This window comes from Coleofasciculus chthonoplastes PCC 7420 (assembly GCF_000155555.1).
Lineage (GTDB): Bacteria > Cyanobacteriota > Cyanobacteriia > Cyanobacteriales > Coleofasciculaceae > Coleofasciculus > Coleofasciculus chthonoplastes_A.
The window spans coordinates 298,793-318,271 of sequence record NZ_DS989845.1 but is presented as its reverse complement, the minus strand read 5'-3'; the positions used below and the strand labels follow the sequence as shown (position 1 = coordinate 318,271).

General features: G+C 45.3%; 13 protein-coding genes. 8 read left to right on the top strand and 5 right to left on the bottom strand.

Annotation, left to right across the window (positions count from 1 at the left end):
- Positions 1-26 precede the first annotated feature (26 nt).
- Both MC7420_RS08835 and MC7420_RS08830 read right to left on the bottom strand, forming a co-directional pair.
- A complete protein-coding gene (locus MC7420_RS08835; protein ID WP_006099795.1) occupies positions 27-2,132 on the bottom strand; it encodes a M3 family metallopeptidase in 2,106 nt (701 codons plus the stop codon).
- A 592-nt stretch (positions 2,133-2,724) separates the two neighbouring features.
- Positions 2,725-3,156 carry an HHL1-like protein gene (locus MC7420_RS08830; protein WP_006099815.1) on the bottom strand — a complete coding sequence of 144 codons (432 nt, stop codon included), beginning with the start codon at positions 3,154-3,156 and terminating at the stop codon, positions 2,725-2,727.
- 484 nt (positions 3,157-3,640) lie between these two features.
- Between MC7420_RS08830 and MC7420_RS42355 the strand changes: the two genes are divergently transcribed.
- The gene (locus MC7420_RS42355; protein ID WP_006099816.1) at positions 3,641-4,783 is read left to right on the top strand and encodes a LuxR C-terminal-related transcriptional regulator; all 1,143 of its coding nucleotides are present in this window, start codon (positions 3,641-3,643) and stop codon (positions 4,781-4,783) included.
- A 176-nt stretch (positions 4,784-4,959) separates the two neighbouring features.
- Here the strand turns inward: MC7420_RS42355 and MC7420_RS08820 are convergent, their stop codons facing one another.
- Complete coding sequence (locus tag MC7420_RS08820; RefSeq protein WP_006099898.1) at positions 4,960-5,496, bottom strand: GNAT family N-acetyltransferase; 537 nt, start codon at positions 5,494-5,496, stop codon at positions 4,960-4,962.
- 48 nt (positions 5,497-5,544) lie between these two features.
- Between MC7420_RS08820 and MC7420_RS08815 the strand changes: the two genes are divergently transcribed.
- Both MC7420_RS08815 and MC7420_RS08810 read left to right on the top strand, forming a co-directional pair.
- Positions 5,545-6,846 (top strand): ArsB/NhaD family transporter, encoded by a 1,302-nt coding sequence (locus MC7420_RS08815; protein WP_044205916.1) that lies wholly within the window; start codon positions 5,545-5,547, stop codon positions 6,844-6,846.
- Positions 6,847-7,130: 284 nt separating this feature from the next.
- On the top strand, positions 7,131-8,999 hold the full coding sequence (locus MC7420_RS08810) for a PAS domain-containing sensor histidine kinase (protein WP_006099723.1): 1,869 nt from the start codon (positions 7,131-7,133) through the stop codon (positions 8,997-8,999).
- A 50-nt stretch (positions 9,000-9,049) separates the two neighbouring features.
- Here MC7420_RS08810 and MC7420_RS42350 read toward each other — a convergent pair whose 3' ends face one another.
- Positions 9,050-10,387, bottom strand: coding sequence for a septal ring lytic transglycosylase RlpA family protein (locus MC7420_RS42350; protein WP_157453090.1), 1,338 nt, complete (start codon positions 10,385-10,387; stop codon positions 9,050-9,052).
- 444 nt (positions 10,388-10,831) lie between these two features.
- Here MC7420_RS42350 and MC7420_RS08800 point away from each other — a divergent pair, with 444 nt between their 5' ends.
- The 4 genes from MC7420_RS08800 (at position 10,832) to MC7420_RS08785 (ending at position 15,125) form a co-directional block, all read left to right on the top strand.
- Positions 10,832-11,815, top strand: a complete 984-nt coding sequence (locus tag MC7420_RS08800; protein WP_044206052.1) for an alpha-ketoacid dehydrogenase subunit beta — start codon at positions 10,832-10,834, stop codon at positions 11,813-11,815.
- Positions 11,816-12,039: 224 nt separating this feature from the next.
- Complete coding sequence (gene secD / locus MC7420_RS08795; protein WP_006099675.1) at positions 12,040-13,452, top strand: protein translocase subunit SecD; 1,413 nt, start codon at positions 12,040-12,042, stop codon at positions 13,450-13,452.
- 266 nt (positions 13,453-13,718) lie between these two features.
- Positions 13,719-14,687 carry a protein translocase subunit SecF gene (secF, locus tag MC7420_RS08790; RefSeq protein WP_044205913.1) on the top strand — a complete coding sequence of 323 codons (969 nt, stop codon included), beginning with the start codon at positions 13,719-13,721 and terminating at the stop codon, positions 14,685-14,687.
- A 21-nt stretch (positions 14,688-14,708) separates the two neighbouring features.
- Positions 14,709-15,125 carry a hypothetical protein gene (locus MC7420_RS08785; RefSeq protein WP_044205911.1) on the top strand — a complete coding sequence of 139 codons (417 nt, stop codon included), beginning with the start codon at positions 14,709-14,711 and terminating at the stop codon, positions 15,123-15,125.
- A 188-nt stretch (positions 15,126-15,313) separates the two neighbouring features.
- On the opposite strand, the gene MC7420_RS35000 is transcribed toward MC7420_RS08785, so the two are convergent.
- Entirely contained in the window at positions 15,314-16,048 is a 735-nt protein-coding gene (locus MC7420_RS35000) for a DUF4388 domain-containing protein (protein ID WP_006099819.1), read from the bottom strand.
- Positions 16,049-16,602: 554 nt separating this feature from the next.
- On the opposite strand from MC7420_RS35000, the gene MC7420_RS08775 reads away from it, so the two are divergent.
- Entirely contained in the window at positions 16,603-18,522 is a 1,920-nt protein-coding gene (locus tag MC7420_RS08775; protein WP_006099618.1) for an AAA-like domain-containing protein, read from the top strand.
- Positions 18,523-19,479 lie beyond the last annotated feature (957 nt).

Sequence of the window (19,479 nt, the reverse complement as noted above, 5' to 3'; positions counted from 1 at the left end):
TTCGCGATCGCAGGAGGCTCAATTCCCTAAGACGCCCCGACTAATCCACTATGACGCAGTAACGGTTCCGTACTCGGTTCCCGTCCCCGGAATTGCTTGAATACCTCCATCGGTGGCACACCACCGCCTAATGCCAGTACCGTATCCCGATACCGCTTTCCTGTATCCGCCACGGCGGTTTCATTCTCTAAACCAACCTCCTCAAAGGCAGCAAAAGCATCGGCACTCAAGACTTCTGCCCATTTATAACTGTAATACCCAGCCGCATAGCCGCCCGCAAAGATATGGGAAAAGGCACAGAGGAAGGAATCTTCCGGTAAGGGTTGTAACACGGTGGTGGTTTTAGCAATCCGGTGACGGACATCACTGGCACTTTCCTCCCCACCGGGCTGATAACGGTGGTGCAGTTCGATATCCACTAAACTAAAGTGCAATTGCCGTAACATGGCACTACCACTCATGTAAGTCCGGGCTGCCAAGAGTTTCTGATAATAATGTTCTGGCAGGGATTCTCCCGTTTCGTAGTGCTTCGCCATGCCCATCAGCGTGGGGCGATCGTAACACCAGTTTTCCATAAACTGGCTGGGCAATTCCACCGCATCCCATTCCACATTATTAATTCCGGCTGCCCCAGCATAATCCACTCTGGTGAGCATGTGTTGCAACCCGTGACCAAACTCGTGGAATAGGGTTTCGACTTCACCAAAGGTCATTAAACTGGGTTTACCATCAATCGGTGGCGTTTGGTTGCAAACTAAATAGGCAACGGGTAGGCGCGTCGTCATTGTCCCGGCTTCCGTGAGTTTGGCACGCCCCACACAATCATCCATCCAAGCGCCCCCACGCTTCTCAGCGGGACGACTGTAGGGATCTAAATAGAAGAATGCGATCGCACTTCCTGTTTCATCGGTAACTTGGAAATAGCGGACATCTTCATGCCAGACGGGGGCTTGTCCATCCGCAGGCGTAATTGTTACCCCAAACAGTCGCTTGATTAAGCCAAACAAGCCATCCAGCACTTGAGGTAACGGAAAATAAGGACGCAATTCTTCAGCACTGAAGGCAAACTTTTCTTCCCGTTGACGTTCTGACCAAAAACTGATGTCCCAGTGTTTCAACTCATTGGCTTCGGGGACACCTTTAGCCGATGCAAATTCTTTCAACGCCTCTAAATCCTTAACCGCCGCATCGTAGCTCGCACCACGCAGTTCTTCCAGTAATCCCTCCACCGCCTCAACATTCGGTGCCATTTTGCTAGCAAGGCTTAATTCAGCATAACTGCTAAACCCTAGCAGCTTGGATTTTTCTTGACGCAGTTCTAAAATCCGTTCAATCAGGGGACTGTTATCCAACTCCCCAGAGGAGGCGCGGCTGACAAAAGCCTTATAGAGTTTCTCCCGCAAATCCCGACGGGTACTGTGTTGCATGAAGGGGATGTAACTGGGATAGTCCAGCGTGATCCGCCAGGGACCTGCTTCCGGAGTCGCCTTTTCTTCCCCAGCAGCGCGGGCGGCTTGAGCGGCTAAACTCTTTAAGCTAGGAGGTAAACCCTCTACCTCTTCTGGACTGGTTAGGGTCATGCTAAATGCCTTGGTTGCATCTAGGACATGGTTGGAGAACTTTGTCGATAGTTCCGCCAACTCCATCTGAATTTGATTGAAGCGCGATCGCACTTCTCCTTCAAGTCCCACACCCGACAGTTCAGCATCTCGAATGGCGGCTTCTACGATACGTTTTTGGGCTGGCTCTAAGCTACGCCATTCATCCCCATCCTGCAAGGCTTTAAAGGCTTTGTATAAGGGTTGACTTTGGTTGAGTGTGTTGATGAATTGAACGACTTTGGGTTGAACCGTTTCGTAAGCCTCACGCAGTTCGGGACTATTTTTCACCCCCATCAAATGACTCACGATGCTCCAACTCCACCTGAGGCGTTCTGTCAATGTTTCTAGGGGTTCGACTAAACCGTCCCAGGTTGGTGTTACCCCCTCCTCTAGGGCGGCTAATTCCTGCTCGAGTTCAGCTAATAGCTGCGTCATCGCAGGCACAATATGGTTTGGCTCAATTTGGTCAAAAGGGGGTAGTCCCGTGCCACGGCGTAATGGATTCTCAGTCATAGTTGGATTGGCAATCATGAGTCGTATCGGGTTACAAAATCAGACTTAAACAGCATGTAGTGGTGATGCAAGGCAAGCCGCTATTGCCGCTTGCCTTGTATCAAACTAACGCCTGAAGCTTCCCTGGGGAAGCGGTGAGGCGCGAAAATTAAATAATTAGCAAGAATATTTTTTGACGTCAGTGATCCTTATCATCGTGAAGATTAATTTGAGTGGTAGAAGGCAAGGATTGAGTTTATGCGTGACCCAGCTAAAATAGAGCTTTGCAGTAAGCACTTTAGTGTTATAACGCATAGCTGGAGAGGGCTAAGGTTCCCTCACTACAAGCTTCCCTTAAATGCGTGGCAACTGAGCCGGGGCGGATTTAGCTAAATCTGGGTGAAGTCAGAAACGATAGTTGTGAAACCCGCCCCTACACACGCATCAGTACCCTAGTGCAAGAAGGCAGAAATAACTGAACAGCTAATATCTCCCCCAGCTCCCTCTGCTCCCCCAGCTCCCTCTGCTCCCCCAGCTCCCCCAGCTCCCCCAGCTCCCCCAGCTCCCTCTGCTCCCCCAGCTCCCCCAGCTCCCCCAGCTCCCCCTCAACACAAGACTTATTCAGCCAACCCTACTGACGCTGGAATACTGATGAGAAACGTTCTTTAACTTGGCTGACAGTGGATTGAATCAAATTCCCTGGTGTTGCTTGGGGACGAGTTGCCACAACGATAGGTTCGTCTTTAAACTCTTTGAGTCGATAACCATATTCCAACTCGCTTTGGCGCTTCCGCAGTTTGGGGAATAGCCGAAATATTCCTTTGAGTAACTCCTCTTCTTGCTGAAATAACGCCTGGTTGATTTGACTGCTGCGATTCACTGCCATTGAGCCAGCCGGTAACCAGTTTTTCTCTCCCTTAATCCGGACATAGATATTGAATTCCGGTAATCCCGACTTTTGCATTTCATCATACTTGCGGGAAGCGGCTGCCCGTTTGACTTTGTTTTTCTTGGCTTTCTGCTGTTTGGGTTGGACTTTGCCAAAGCCGAGTTGGGTGGTCATATTAAGTTCCTCTGATCGCGTCTTAACAAAAGTTTACATCATTCTCAGGAAACTTGTGCTGCCAACGTTTGCTGATGAGTCTGAAATACAGACACCGCATATAGCACTACGCATTGAGGTTAGGACAATAAAATTGGGTGAAAAGGCAATAGGCAATAGAGAAAAGTCCTAACGTATTCCTTCTCTTCGACTGCCTTATCGGTTGCAGCAGGAGCGGCATCTTCAGTCGCTGCATTATCAGGGAATTTTGGTGAAAAATTTAGTATTTTCTCAAAGAATTACAAAAATTGTGGCGATTATGCCTCAAAATATATCTTTTTGTGCTAAATTGTGCCAATTTAACGTCTGAAGAATCAAACTTAGCCTGCTTTTGCCAACCAACAGGATACACTCAGATTTTTTCTTCCTGTAGACTCAGACACTGGGAAAGTGATCCAGAATACATCAAAATGAAAATAAACCCATCTAAGTTGCATGAGCGAGAATGAACCGTTGGCAGTTTACTGAAGCCTTTGAGGGATTGACACCACGACGCAGGCAAGTGCTGAAATTGCTCTTGGCTGGCGTTTCGGATCAGGATATCGCTCAATCGTTACATATTGAAACATCAACGGTAAGAAAACACGTTGAGAATATCTGTTCAGCTTTTAGGCTGAGAAATGAGTTTCCTGATGAACGGCGTTCTAAACGAGGAGAGTTAATTGCGCTGTTCGCTAAATATCAACCTGAACTTGTAACCCGGCAAACCTTGAGTGTAACTCACCAAAAGTTATCTGAAGTTGTAGATGATAATAATCACAAGATAGTGAAACGCGAAGATACAGAAATTCGCGTGACGAGTGAAGTGAGATTAACGGTTAAGGATGTGTCCGATTCTCCACTTAACAACCGCGATATCTTTATCCTGATTGATCAGAGTGGTTCTATGGTGAGAAAGGATGAAGATACCGGAAAGCAAACTCGTTACGAGTATCTAGCGGAAGTTGTTGAAGGACATATTGCCGCCATTCTGTCAGTTGGTTCTGAATCCGGGAATAAAGCGGATGAAAAAATTGCCATGAAGCAGAGCTATCCGGCTGACAATCGGGTCTCTGTTTACTTCTTCAGTAGGGAAAGGGTCAAACCCAAACCTATTTTGATTAACGATGCCTCTCAAGTTTGGAAGCTGTTCGTCAACAATAAACCCAAAACCAAAACCTTTGTTGTTCCGACTTTAAACCATTGTGTTAATACTTGGTTAACTGAAGGCAAACCTAATGATAAAGGAGCCTTTTTTATTATTTATACTGATGGTCAATTTGATGACGAAGAGCAATTTATTCAATGTATTACTTCAGTCTGTAGCAAAATTGAAAATCATAAAGATATCAAGTTTTTTGTTTTGGGATTAGGTAAAGATATTGATATTGAACATTTCCTGGCGCTAGACTTCAATGTCAATCAGACGATGAAATTTAATATTTTTGTTTTTGATTTGGTCAATGAAGTCGATGATATCATTGAGCTTTTACAACGCCAGCTAACGGATGATCCCTATCTAGCGTTTCCGGATTGGGTCAGAATTCGTCATCCTGATTTAGTTGAGAAGGTGATTCAAGGGAACAGGGGTGATGGGGTGATGGGGTGATGGGGTGATGGGGTGATGGGGTGATGGGGTGATGGGGTGATGGGGTGATGGGGGAGCTGGGGGAGCTGGGGAAGATGGGAAACAAAATTTCTATAGCCCATTACCCTGTTCCCTGTTCCCTAACAAATGATATAAGACATAAGACATAAGACGAATGACAAATAACAAATGACAAATCAACACACTCGACGTCCCATAATTACCAAATCACGCTCAATGTGACCCATATCCGCTATTTGAGGTAAATACCCCCAACGTTGGAAGCCATATTTTTGAAAGAGGTGTAGGCTGGGTTGGTTGTGAGCAAAAATTAATGCCACTAAGGTATTGAGTCCTAACTTAGGAGTCTGTTTGATAGCGCGTTGCAGCAATTGTTGTCCTATTCCTTGACGCCGAAAATCGGGAGACACGTAGACGCTAAGTTCAGCCGTTGCATGGTAGGCTGGGCGGACTAAGAAAGCCTGAAAACTGAGCCAACCAGCAATTTGACCTGTAGAATTGGATCGTTCATGGCAGTCCATGACCCAAAGAGGGTGGCTGTTTGGTTTATGTTCTTGATACCAACTGATACGACTTTCAACTGAGATAGGTTCTAGATCGGCGGTGGCAATGCGACTGGGAACAGCCGAATTGTAAATTTCCACGATCGCAGGCAAATCTACCTCAGTGGCATCACGGATATACATTAAGGCAGGATTAGGGCGACAAACCATAGAATATTAGTGCTAAAGGGTCATCAGTGATTAAACAGGCTTCTTTGTGTGGCACTATTGATTTTTCTGTTCACGCTTATCCTGATTATCTGGCAACTGCGAGGATTGGGCATCGGATTGGGTGCATTGACAGGGGGGATTTTTACTCTGGTTAGCGATGTGTCCTTAATGGACGAACTTAGAGTTAGTGCAACTGTTGGCAATACTATACTCACATTGATTGCCCTACTCATTTTGTGCCGGATTCTGGATGAAGCCGGGTTTTGGCGAGGGTTAGCGCTACAATTAACGGTTTTGGGGATAGGTCAAGGGCGTCTGCTTTTCCTTTTGTGCGGACTTTTGGGAGCATTGGGAACAATTGTTTTAACCAATGTGGGTATGGCATTAATCTGGATTTCTCCGGTGATGGAGATCCTTTGTTTACTACGCCTCAGGGCTAAAACCGTGTTCGCTGTTGTCTTTACGGTTAGTTTTATCACTGAAGCGGCTAGCTTATTGTTCCCTGTGAGCAATCCGGTCAACCTGCTTGCGGTAAACTATGGCGACATTTCAGGGTTTCGCTACAGTCTGGTGATGACCCCGGTGACATTCGTCGCGATCGCAACCAGTTTAGCCAGCTTATGGTTCTACTTCCATCGAGACATTCCAGTCACATACAAACTTACTCACCTCCCGCCACCACGCCAAGCCATTCGTGATCCGTTGGTTTGTCGATGGGGTATGGTTATTTTAGCCAGTCTACCTCTGGCATACTGGATTGCCCAAGACCATGCTCTGCCGACTTGGATCGTGCCTGCGATCGCGGCGTTGATTCTGCTAGGATTGGCGGGACGTGGGTTTCTCCCAAATACCACACCGATTATTTCTGTGGGCAAAGTTTGGCAGGAAATTCCCTGGCAATTGATCGGGTTTAGCGTCCTGATGTATGGTGTCGTCCTCGGTTTAGCTCAAGTTGGCATGAGTCATGTCATCACCCATCAGCTAGACGCCCTCTCCAGTTGGGGGTTAACCCTGACAGCCATCGGCACAGGTTTTCTGGCTACTGGGCTGTCAAACCTATTTCAAAATTTACCCACTGTGTTGCTGAATGCCGTAGCCATTTCCGACACAACCACTGAGCCAGCGATTCGGGAAATGATGGAGTACGCTAATGTGATTGGATGTACCCTGGGAGCAAAAATTACTCCTCTGGGTAGTTTATCAACGTTAATTTGGTTCAAGGTTTTAGCACGTAAAGGTTTGCGCCTGCATTGGTTTTACTATATTCGTCTTAGCCTGATTCTGACTTTACCGATTCTATTTCTCAGCTTGCTGAGTTTAGCCCTCTGGTTTCCCTGGCTAATTGTCTAAGGTTTGATTTGTCCTTTGTCTTTTATATCTAGAGAATCTATATTAGAGGATAAACTAGCAATAACGATCGAAAGGCTTTATCATACTCTAGGGTGTATCTGCTTGCCTGACCACAACAGCTTTTTCCAAAAAACAGAAAGACTTCAGACGTCAAGCTGTTATTGGGCTTTTCCAGATAATATAGCGACTCAGCCAAGTCGGTTTAGGTATTTGAGAGACCTGTAGTATCATTTTGAGTTTCTCTCACTCGCGCAATTGAGTCTCATCAATCAGGTAAGTAATCGATGATCATCCAAACGGCAGAACCCCCTCTCCCTAAGTCTCAGGGAGGCAGAACACAAAAGCACCATGAGTTTTGTAGCAATCAAGACAAATTTTTAACCCTGACCCTTGATTTGTTTTTCATTGCCAGTCCTGATGGCTATTGGCAGCAAGTTAACCCGATGTGTGAGCGAATCCTGGGATATAGTAGCCAAGAATTTAAAGCCCGTCCCTGGATTGAATGGGTGCATCCAGAGGATCAGCAGATGACCTTGAAGCAACTGCAAAAGCTCAGGGACTGTGAGAAAATTGTCTCCTTTGAAAATCGCTACCGCTGCAAAGATGGCTCCTATAAGTGGCTGTTATGGAACATCACCTTATGTCACACGCAGAACCAAATTTATGCGGTTGCTCGTGATAACACCCAACGCCGGGAAGCTGAAGCCGCACACCGGGAAAGCGAAGAACGGTTTCGTTTATTAGTCGATGGCGTCAAAGACTACGCCATTATTATGCTCGATCCAGAGGGCAAGATTGTAAGCTGGAATCCGGGTGCCGAACGAATTAAACAATATCGCGCTACAGAAATCCTGGGTCAACATGTCCGTTGTTTTTATACCCCTGAGGATATCGCCCAGGGACAACCAGACAAATGCTTAAAAATAGCTGCACAGCAAGGTCGTATTGAAGAAGAAGGTTGGCGAGTGCGTAAGGATGGCTCAACATTCTTTGCTAATGTTGTGATTACTGCCTTACGGGGAGAAGACGGACAATTACGAGGCTTTGCTAGGGTAACGCGAGATATTACAGAACGCAAATTTGCTCAGGAAACCCTAAAACGAACGAATGATGAGTTAGAAAAACGAGTCGCTAACCGAACGGCTGAACTGTTGCAAATCAATGAGCGGCTGAAACAAGAGATTGCTCTGCACCAGCAAGCAGAAGTGGCGTTGGCAGAAGAAACTCACTACGTCACTGATTTATTACAGAAGCTGCAACAAGCTCAAACCAAGCTGATTCACACAGAAAAAATGTCAAGTTTGGGGCAAGTGGTTGCTGGTGTTGCTCATGAAATCAATAATCCTGTCAGTTTTATTTACGGCAATATCGATTACGCCATCTGTTATCTGCGCGATTTAATGCAGTTAGTCGAACTCTATGGCATTCACTATCCCCAACCCGTAGCCGATATTCAGAAACGAATCACAGACATTGATCTAGATTTCTTGATGGCAGATATGCCAAAACTACTGAATTCAATGAAAGTCGGAGCTAACCGGATTCGGCAGGTGGTTTTGTCCCTACAAAAATTTCTCAAGGCTGACCAAACTGAAATGAAGTCCGCTGATCTTCATGAAGGACTTGAAAGTACTCTGTTGATTTTGCAACATCGCCTGAAACCTAGCGTTGAGCATCCCGAAATTACTGTGATTCAAGACTATGGCAAATTACCCCCAGTCGAATGTTATGCAGGGCAAATCAATCAAGTGTTTATGAATTTACTCACTAATGCTGTAGATGTATTGGAATCTTCAGGTAGAAAGACTCCTCATCAAATTAAACTTAGCACTGAGGTGCAGGATATTAGTATTGAGAAACCTGGAGTAAGTGATTGCCAAAAAATACCTCATGCTATAATTCGGATTGCCGATAATGGTCCTGGGATGAGTCCAGACGTCTGCCAAAAACTTTTTGATCCCTTTTATACTACCAAACCCCTGGGTAAAGGAACCGGATTGGGTCTATCGATTAGCTATCAAATTATTGTAGAAAACCATGGGGGTCAGTTAACTTGTCGGTCTCAACCCGGTGTCGGATCAGAGTTCATTATCGCTATTCCGATTAATCAAATAATCACCAAGCATCCTGAACTTTCACTGACGCCAAGTTAAGAATTAGTCATTGGTCATTGGTCATTTGCTCCCCATCTTTATTATCTCTTTCATCCCTCATCCTTTATCCTTTCGCGTGGTTCCATAAGTGTAGCTTCAAACGGAATAACTCCTACTATTTCACTCCGAATAGAACGAGCGGCTTGTCGGGATAAATCTAGAGTTCTACCCGGAATATAAGGACCGCGATCATTAATGCGAACAATCACACTATGACCATTTTCTAAATTTTTGACCTTCAAATAGGTATCAAATGGTAAGGTGGGATGAGCCGCTGTCAGATCATGCTGATCGTAAATTTCCCCAGTAGCTGTGTACCGACCGTGAAAATAGGGTCCGTACCAAGATGCTATGCCTTCAATGGTACTCAATGTTTCAACTAAGTTGTACATCTGCTTTTGGGCGTCTGCCAAACTTAATGGCGATTGTCCTAACGCTAGACGCAAGTTATTTGCCCATTCAATTGCCAGAAGTTCTCGATGCTGATCTAAGTCTTTGGCTAAGGTATCATCTACTTTAAATAATACGCGATCGCCTGCTTTCACCACAGGTATTCCATCAGACAGGATAGCTCGTACCGATGAATTTATCTCAGATACATCTGATGAGTCACAAAACAACAGCGTGAGACTTTGCGCCATTTGTTCAGCCTGCTTTTGAGTCGGCAATTGGGCAATCGTTCGCCCTTTCACCACAACCTGGAATTGCTGCTGTTCAGCCGAATGTTCTAATTTATTACTCCTTTGGGTATATTGCAAAAAGCCCCGTTTCCCCCTTCTTACCTGACTCTTATTTCTGCCACGAGGTCGTGTTTGAGAGTGAGAGCTGATTACGACTACGGATTCAGCCGAGGTTTTTTCTTTGGATGCAACAGGTTGACCCCAAGAAAACAAATTCTCGATCACTTTCCAGATTTTCTGGGGTAGACTAGCGTTTGAGAGATGGTTGGTAGATGAATAATTTCCTGAAGCCGATGAGGAATCATGGCTAGGTTGGGATTTGCCCCCATCATCCAGAGAATCTGACTTTGCTGGACAAGTAACTGGTTGAGCAGTATCCCTGAATGGATGAGCTGCGACAGTAGCAGTCTGGGCGAATGGAAATGGTAAACTGCCTAAATCATTAGCTAATCCTGAATTGGCAAGTGCTGTTACTGAAGACTTGTTAGACCAGACGTTTGAATAAACTGGAGATGAAAAAAAAGGAGATATTGGTTGTTCGAGTGGGCTGTTAACAACGGATAAAACTTTAGTCGGCAAAGCATTGGTGATGTAGTCGGGTACTCTTAATAGACCCTGGCTGGATGCCAGCAAACAGCCTACCCATGATGTTGTCCAAATTAGTCCGAAAAATGGCATAATGTAAAATAATTCTGCTGTAGAATGCACTGTTATGACTCACACAGTCATTCAGTATACATAAATCTGTAGTTTTTCGATCCCTTTTAAGCAAAACTAATCTCTAGAGGCAGCAATGAACAAAATTTATTACTATGACTTATCAATAGGAAATTCTAATTGCTTTAATGGGAATTGATTAATTAATGAAACCTCAATACTTTAATTTTGATAATAAAAAATTAAACTTGGCTTGAGTTAGAGATAAGCTGTCACGCATTTAAATTGGAAATGGGTAGCGAGCAAGATGCAAAGCCTTCGGCATGGCTTCGCTTAACGCACTACAAGGATTTCGCAATTCTTGACATTATGGTTTAAATGCCGAACAGCTTATTCGTCTTATGTCGTACTCGCTTCCCCGCTCCCCCGCTCCCCGGCTTCCCCTGCGGCTTAGGCAATGCTAGGATGACATTTGCCACGTCTGGTGAGGTATTGATGGCAGAAACACTTTTCTTTAATGCGTTGCGTGCGGCTATTGATGAAGAAATGGCTCGTGATGACGCGGTATTCGTGCTTGGTGAAGATGTGGGTCACTACGGTGGCTCCTACAAAGTGACCAAGGATCTGTATAAAAAATACGGTGAACTGCGAGTTCTCGATACTCCCATTGCCGAAAATAGTTTTACGGGTTTAGCCGTGGGCGCAGCAATGACGGGGTTGCGACCGATTATTGAAGGCATGAATATGGGCTTTTTGCTCTTGGCATTTAACCAAATTGCCAATAATGCTGGGATGCTGCGTTACACGTCTGGCGGTAATTTCAAAATTCCCATGGTGATTCGTGGTCCTGGTGGGGTGGGGCGTCAACTGGGTGCGGAACATTCTCAACGCTTGGAAGCCTATTTTCAAGCGGTTCCGGGTTTAAAGATTGTCGCCTGCTCTACTCCTTACAATGGCAAGGGATTACTCAAAGCGGCGATTCGGGATGATAATCCGGTTTTGTTCTTTGAGCATGTTCTCCTTTATAACTTAAAAGAAGATTTGCCAGATCAGGAGTATGTCCTGCCTTTAGATAAAGCCGAGGTTGTCCGAGAGGGCGAAGATGTCACCATTCTCACCTACTCGCGGATGCGCCACCATGTCACCCAAGCGGTGAAGTCTCTAGAGAAAGAAGGGTTTGATCCAGAGGTGATTGACTTGATTTCTCTGAAGCCCTTGGATTTTGAAACCATTGGCGCATCGATTCGCAAAACCCATCGGGTGATTCTGGTGGAAGAATGCATGAAAACTGGTGGTATTGGGGCGGAGGTAACGGCATCAATCAATGATCGGTTCTTCGATGAATTGGATGCTCCTGTCTTGCGGCTCTCGTCTCAAGATATCCCCACTCCTTATAATGGCACTCTGGAAAGCCTGACCATTGTCCAACCCCAGCAGATTGCAGAGGGAGTAAAAAAGATGTTGGCACTACAGATTTAACTCAGATCTTGCACCACTCCCCTTAAACCGCCTTGGGTTTAAACCCAAGGCTAAAAGCTCAAGTCAGCTCAAGCTGACTGGATCGGGATTTCGCTCTACTCAGCGTGGACAGTAGCTCGCTTGTCAAGACGTTGAGTTCTTGGCGGATGGGGGGCTTACTGAAAATGGTGCAAGATATGAAAGAAACAGAGTTAAGATAGCATTTGTTGCGGCGGGTCACAGTTATGCAAAGACAGCGTTCGTTAGTAGCCCTGATTCTAGTCCTGATCATTCTGGCAATTGTGGTGCTGGTGAAGATTCCTCTTCAGCAGGGACTGGATTTGCGGGGTGGCGCACAACTGACAATTCAGGTGAAAACCACAGAAGAGATTACCGAAATTGCGCCGGATCAGTTGGAGGCTGTTAAAACTGTGGTGGATCGTCGCGTGAATGCTCTGGGTGTTTCTGAATCTCAGGTTCAAACTATTGGCTCCGACCAAATATTAGTACAACTCCCCGGTGTGAATGATCCGCAACAGGCGGAGCGGGTGCTAGGGGGAACCGCACAACTGGATTTCCGTAAGCAAATACCAGGTACAGAAGCCCAGCTTCAGATTGAGCAACAATTGCGCCAGCAACTGCTATTTGAGCAAGCCGCTCTACTGGAGAGTGAAGAGGGTGGTGATCAAGAGGAAGAGGCGATCGCAGAAAATCAAGCGGCTTTAGAACGCTCGAACGCCGCGATCGCAGAATTGTTTGAGAAGACAAATGTGACAGGAAAAAACCTCAAAGATGCCTTCGCGCAACCGACTCAAGCCGGTAATGGTTGGCAAGTCGCCATCCGTTTTGATGCTGAAGGGGGACAAGGATTTGCGGAACTGACTAGAGACTTGGCGGGTACTGGGCGCAGTATTGGGATTTTCCTGGATGACTCTTTAATCAGCGCCCCCACGGTGGGTCCCGAATACGCGGAAACGGGGATTAGTGGCGGTAGTGCTGTGATTACTGGGAATTTTGATGTGCAACGGGCGAGTGACTTAGCCGCCCAACTCAAAGGGGGTTCGTTACCGTTACCCGTGGAAATCGTGGAAAATCGCACTGTCGGCGCTACCCTGGGACGAGATAGTATTCAAAGCAGCGTTTATGCTGCCATTGGCGGTTTAATTTTAGTGTTGCTGTTTATGGCAATCTACTATCGTCTCCCCGGTTTAATTGCTGATGTGGCGCTGAGTATCTACGCTCTACTCACCCTAGCCGCCTTTGCCCTGATTGGTGTAACGTTAACTCTACCAGGAATTGCTGGGTTTATTCTCAGTATTGGTATGGCGGTAGATGCGAATGTGCTAATTTTTGAACGGACGCGAGAAGAGTTACGCGAGGGAAAAACTCTATATCGCTCTGTGGAATCGGGTTTTTATCGAGCATTCTCCAGTATTTTGGACTCGAACCTAACCACGTTAATTGCGTGTGCGGCTCTATTTTGGCTAGGCTCAGGTTTAGTTAAAGGCTTTGCCGTTACCCTAGGGATTGGAGTGGTAATCAGTATGTTTACAGCCCTTACCTGTACTCGCACGTTTATGTTGTTGTTAGTTTTAAGCTTTCCTGGGGTGCGCCAGAAGCCGCAACTGTTTTGTCCGAATCTGTCACCGTCTCAGTGATGGGGTGATGGGGTGATGAGGGAGCAGAGGGAGCTGGGGAAGCTGGGGAAGCTGGGGAAGCTGGGGGAGTCATGTAGAGAGATGCCATGACATCTGTGTGTAGGGGCGGGTTTAGGGACTAATATTGATTGTTATCGCTAGCTTGGCGGCAAAACCCGCCCCGACCAAATAACGAATGACGAATAACGAATGACGAATAACGAATGACGAATAACAAATGACGAATGACGAATAACGAATGACGAATGACAAATGACGAATGACAAATGACCAAATTTAGTGTAATCAAACAGCGATCGCTCTGGTGGAGCATTTCCGCCGTAATCATCCTGGCTGGTATCGCTTCCATGGCGATTTCTACGGCACAGCTAGGAGCGCCTCTGCGTCCCGGTCTTGATTTTGTTGGCGGGACACGCCTGCAAGTTGAACTCGATTGTACTGTACCCGGTAACTGCGACGAACCGATAGAGCTGGCAGAGGTGCGCGAGGTTCTCAATGAACAGGATCTGGGTAATAGTACGATTCAGCGTATCGGTTCTGCACAACAAGGGTTGACGATTCGGACGAAAACGTTAGATGTTGAACAGCGCAGTCAGTTACAAAAAGCCCTAAGTGAAAGGATTGGGGAATTCGATCCAGCCGCGACTCAAATTGATACGGTAGGTCCAATCATCGGACAACAGTTATTTACATCCGGTTTACTGGCATTACTCGTCTCCTTTGCCGGGATTCTGGTTTACCTCTCGTTCCGGTTTCAGTTTGACTATGCTTTTTTGGCGTTTATCGCTTTACTTCACGATGTCTTGGTCACGTTGGGCATTTTCTCTATTTTGGGTTTAGTCCAAGGTGTAGAGGTTGATAGCCTTTTTGTCGTCGCTCTATTGACAATTATTGGATTTTCTGTTAATGATACCGTAGTTATTTACGATCGCATCCGGGAGGTCATTGCCAAGCATCCCGACCAACATATTGATCAAATAGTTGATGATGCGATTAATCAAACCCTTACCCGGTCAATTAATACCACGTTAACTACGGTATTAACGTTGGTGTCTATTTTCTTGTTTGGCGGAGAAACGTTAAAATATTTTGCCCTAGCCCTAATTGTAGGGTTTATCGCTGGTGCATATTCGAGTATTTTTGTTGCCAGTACCCTATTAGCATTCTGGAGAGAACGCACAGGTCAAACCAAAGCTACCCAGGTTATCGAAGCTGAATTTTTGGACAAAGCATAATTGGAATTGTCTTTAATTATAATGGAGCCGTCAGACACTCAGACTTCTCACAACACTCCAGATCACCTTGAGCCGACAATAAAGGTGAAAGTTCAGCGCCTGCATCAACTGACGGTGTATGGTCGTTGGTTATTCGTGGGTATTCTTTGGATTAGTGTTGCTCCGCTGAGTCTTTGGGGTTGGCGTTATGAGTTATTGTTGTTGCAAGAGAATTTTACCTGGTCAGGTTTACGATATAGTATTGCATTTAACCGTCTGCCTATTTTGGGATTAGCTATCTGTATTGGGATGACGACGGCGGTTTTAGTTTGGCAAAGTCGCAACATTTTATTTGGAATTCCGTCCGCCGAAAAACAACGCTTGGCGCATCAGGTGCGTCGGATATGTCATCAAGGTCCGAGTCATCCACTATGGAAATGGGTTTGCGATCGCGGTTAAGTTTGTCATTCGTCATTTGTCAAAGAACAGGGAACAGGGAAGGTAGAGTTTTGAGTTAACTCACAACTTCCCCAGCTCCCCCAGCTCCCTCTGCTTCCCCAGCTCCCCCAGCTCCCCCAGCTCCCCCAGCTCCCTTGCTTCCCCAGCTCCCTCTGCTTCCCCGGCTCCCTCTGCTCTCCATCATCCCATCACCCACTAAACTGTTTCAACGCTCCCGATACCATCATTGTTGCTTCGGTTGTGGATATGCTTAAACCAGTCATTTCCAGTGCAGGTAAAGCCGCTCTCAATTCAAATTTGAACTGAGCATTCTTGAGTTGAAATAGGGGAACAATTTGCTCTACGAGTTGAATCTCAAAGATTTGTTCGAGTTGTGCGCTATCCAAGACGCCGTTACTTTTGAGCCATAATCCCAAGGGTTGGTGATTCAGGGAGCAACGCTGTAATAATTTGCTTAAGACGCGATCGCTTACCCATTGATCCCGTCGAATCAGGGATATCAAACCCTGTCCATCGAACCGATTAGCGGCGGCGACTATTCGACCTTGAGCTATCCAGATGTAGTGATTGGGAAAGTGTTGAATTTGTAGAGACGAGTTGATCTGCTTTGGTTTTGCTACAGGTGGTAACGTTGGTTCAAAACTCGTCCTGACTGATTCTTGAGACGTTCCATGGCGCGTCTTGAGGGTTGACGCCCTATCTTCCTCATTTCCTGTGTTTCCTCTAACGCTTACATCTGATTGCAAGTTTGTATCAGACGCGAAACGGACACCGATGAAGGGATGAATCGCTAGTACACCTGTTTTCTGCCCTTTCTCAAGCCACTGAAAAATCGCTGGTAGAGAAAAATCAGTTAACGTGCCTTGAGTACCCATAATTTTAACCCTGATAATCAGCAAAAGTAAAGTAAAACTTTGAACCATAACCGAGTTAAGATTCTACCCTAAGTTTACCACGATGATTGTCCACTCTTGTCTGACACAGGGTTAAACCAATTTCCATTCTTGGATACTCCTGTTTGCTATACAGGCGTTAAAAAATTTTGGAAATCTGGCGGCTACGTCTCGGAGCAATTTCTATTCCATTATCCCTGACCGAAAACACCCATTCATCGTCCTGGTAAACGGCGCTAATATAAATTAGCGGTGTATCCTGTGAGCGGTATTTTATGCCGTTTTTAAAATAAATAATAACTACAGTTATTGAATAGTTATTGCCCTAACAAGGGGTAAATTGCTGTGAGTATATTCAAAAAAGTGGTTTTGTTTTTTAGTTGAGATAAAAAGAAAACTCTGTCACGTTTTCAGTATACTGCTCCCCTTCTACCTTATCTGTTGGATAATGTCCTATACTTTCCGCTCTGGTGTTCAGAATGAACCAAAATAGACATTTTTGTTGGAAAATGTTGGTTTTTGGCACTCTGTCCCTTAAAATAAACTTAAAGCGACTGAGTTAATCCAACACATAATGATACTCAATGAATAGTATAGAAGCGCTAGCTGTCCTGAGTTCGATGCTTCGTAAGCCGCCACTGAGTAACATTCAAGAACAAGTCTTTCACTTGACGTGGCAAGGGTTAACCTATACGGAGATTTCGGCTAACATTGGATATGAAGAGAGTTATATTCGAGATGTTGGTGCTAAACTTTGGCAACGCCTTTCTCAGATTATTGGAGAAAAAGTCAATAAAAATAATATTAATACTGTAGTTGAGCACTATATCATCAACCGTAAGGAAGATATCTCAGCCCCATTCCCTCTCAGCCACTCAAGCACTACTATGTTAAACCAAACTAGAACATCAGCTCGGTTAGAATTCCCTGGTAGTCCTCTGCCACTTAACTCCGAATTTTACATCAATCGCCCCCCTGTCGAAGAACTCGCTTACGCAGAAATTGGCATACCCGGCAGTATCATTCGGATCAAAGCGCCCTCAAAGATGGGGAAAAGTTCTCTGCTGCAACGGATTATTGCTCAGGCTAAGGCGCAAGGATTCCACATAGTTAATCTGGACTTCCAACAAGCTGATGAATCGGTTTTTGTCAACCTGGATAAATTTCTGCGCTGGTTCTGCGCTAATGTCGCTCGGCAGTTGCAAATCCCACCTAATCTGGATGACTATTGGGATGAAGATATTGGTAGCAAAGTTAGCTGTACCTTCTATTTTCAAGGATATCTGCTAGAGCAAATTGACACGCCGATTCTGCTGACATTGAATGAAGTTAATCGGCTGTTAGAGTATGACACAATTGCCAGGGACTTTCTACCATTACTGCGTTCCTGGCATGAAGAAGCCCAACTGGATGAGGGGTTTGAGCAACTGCGCTTTGTTGTGGTGCATTCGACGGAAATTTATACGTCATTAAATATTAATCAATCTCCCTTTAATGTGGGACTACCCTTGGTTTTGTCGGAGTTAACGTTAGAGCAAGTACAGGAGTTAGCCCGTCGTTATGAACTCGATGGGATGGATGAGTCTCAAGTCGCCGACTTAATGGCAATGGTGGGAGGACATCCTTATCTAATTCAACTGGCATTTTATCACCTGCGTTATACCGATCTCACCTTAGCGCAGTTATTAGAGGAAGCACCAACCCTGGCGGGAGTTTATAGTCATCATTTGCGGCGTCAATTCGCCACCCTGGAAAAGAATCCGGAGTTAGTAGCGGTGTTACAACAGGTTGTTATGGCAACAGATTCTGTGCGTTTAGACGCGATCGCGGCGTATAAGTTAGAGAGTATGGGGTTGATAAAACTACAGGGAAATCAGGCGACAATCCGATGTAAGTTATATCGGCTTTATTTGAGGGAACAACTCTCCCTGGAATCGCCAACTGATCCGCGTATTGGACAGTTAGAGCAAGAGAATCAACAGTTAAAGTATTTATCAAGAATTGATGACTTAACTAAGTTGGCGAATCGCCGCGACTTTGACGATCACCTTGCCCAAGAATGGCAGAGATTAGCGGAAGAAGAGGTTCCCCTGGCATTGATTTTAGCAGATATCGATTTTTTCAAGCTGTTTAACGATGCGTTTGGTCATCTGACGGGAGACTTTTGTTTAGAGCAAATCGCCCAAGCGATTCGGGAGTGCGTTAAGCATTCAGGGGCTTTAGTTGCTCGTTTTGGTGGGGAGGAATTTGCCATAATTATGCCACACATAAATGGAGAGCAAGCGGTACAATTAGCAGAGCAAATCCGAGAACGTGTCAAAGCCTTAAATATTTCCCATGATCCCTATCGGATGTGCGGATATTCCTCAATTATCACCCTGAGTTTAGGGGTTGCTTCAATGATTCCCCATCCAGATGATGATCCATTAAAGCTGGTGCAGGCGGCTGATGAAGCACTATTTGAGTCAAAACGACAGGGGCGCGATCGCGTGACGATCCGGTAAGAGGTTCCGGTGGAACGTCTGTCAATTAATTGTAGGGGCGTGTAGGGGCAGGTTTAGCCACTCAATCTTGAATCCCACCGATAATGTATGTAGCAAAACCCGCCCTGACTAACATCAAAGACAAGACGTAGAAGGGCGGGTTTTGAATAAATCTTGATCATCAATAGTGATAAGAAAGTCCCTAAACCCGTTCCTACACCTTTAATCAATAAAATGGAATCTGTTTTTGATAAGACGTAGAAGGGCGGGTTTTGAATAAATCTGATCATCAATGGCGAGAAGAAATTCCCTAAACCCGCCCCTACACCTTTAATCAATAAAATGGAATCTTTTTTTGATAAGACGTAGAAGGGCGGGTTTTGAATAAATCTGATCATCAATGGCGAGAAGAAATTCCCTAAACCCGCCCCTACACCTTTAATCAATAAAATGGAATCTTTTTTTGATAAGACGTAGAAGGGCGGGTTTTGAATAAATCTGATCATCAATGGCGAGAAGAAATTCCCTAAACCCGCCCCTACACCTTTAATTAATAAAATGGAATCTGTTTTTGATAAGACGTAGAAGGGCGGGTTTTAAATAAATCTAATTATCAATAGCGAGAAGAAAGTCCCTAAACCCGTTCCTACACCTTTAATTAATAAAATGTAATCTTTTTTTGATAAGACGTAGAAGGGCGGGTTTTGAATAAATCTTGATCATCAATGGCGAGAAGAAAGTCCCTAAACCCGCCCCTACACCTATAATCAATAAAATGGAATCTGTTTTTGATAAGACGTAGAAGGGCGGGTTTTGAATAAACCTAATCATCAATAGCGAGAATAAAGTCCCTAAACCCGCCCCTACACCTATAATCAATAAAATGGAATCTGTTTTTGATAAGACGTAGAAGGGCGGGTTTTGAATAAATCTGATCATCAATAGTGATAAGAAAGTCCCTAAACCCGCCCCTACACA

Coding starts and splice junctions, on each gene's coding strand:
- secF (WP_044205913.1), top strand. CDS start 13,719: ATGACCAAATTTAGTGTAATCAAACAGCGATCGCTCTGGTGGAGCATT.
- MC7420_RS08775 (WP_006099618.1), top strand. CDS start 16,603: ATGAATAGTATAGAAGCGCTAGCTGTCCTGAGTTCGATGCTTCGTAAG.
- MC7420_RS08810 (WP_006099723.1), top strand. CDS start 7,131: ATGATCATCCAAACGGCAGAACCCCCTCTCCCTAAGTCTCAGGGAGGC.
- MC7420_RS08800 (WP_044206052.1), top strand. CDS start 10,832: ATGGCAGAAACACTTTTCTTTAATGCGTTGCGTGCGGCTATTGATGAA.
- MC7420_RS08785 (WP_044205911.1), top strand. CDS start 14,709: ATGGAGCCGTCAGACACTCAGACTTCTCACAACACTCCAGATCACCTT.
- MC7420_RS35000 (WP_006099819.1), bottom strand. CDS start 16,048: ATGGTTCAAAGTTTTACTTTACTTTTGCTGATTATCAGGGTTAAAATT.
- MC7420_RS08820 (WP_006099898.1), bottom strand. CDS start 5,496: ATGGTTTGTCGCCCTAATCCTGCCTTAATGTATATCCGTGATGCCACT.
- MC7420_RS08830 (WP_006099815.1), bottom strand. CDS start 3,156: ATGACCACCCAACTCGGCTTTGGCAAAGTCCAACCCAAACAGCAGAAA.
- MC7420_RS08835 (WP_006099795.1), bottom strand. CDS start 2,132: ATGATTGCCAATCCAACTATGACTGAGAATCCATTACGCCGTGGCACG.
- MC7420_RS42355 (WP_006099816.1), top strand. CDS start 3,641: ATGAACCGTTGGCAGTTTACTGAAGCCTTTGAGGGATTGACACCACGA.
- secD (WP_006099675.1), top strand. CDS start 12,040: ATGCAAAGACAGCGTTCGTTAGTAGCCCTGATTCTAGTCCTGATCATT.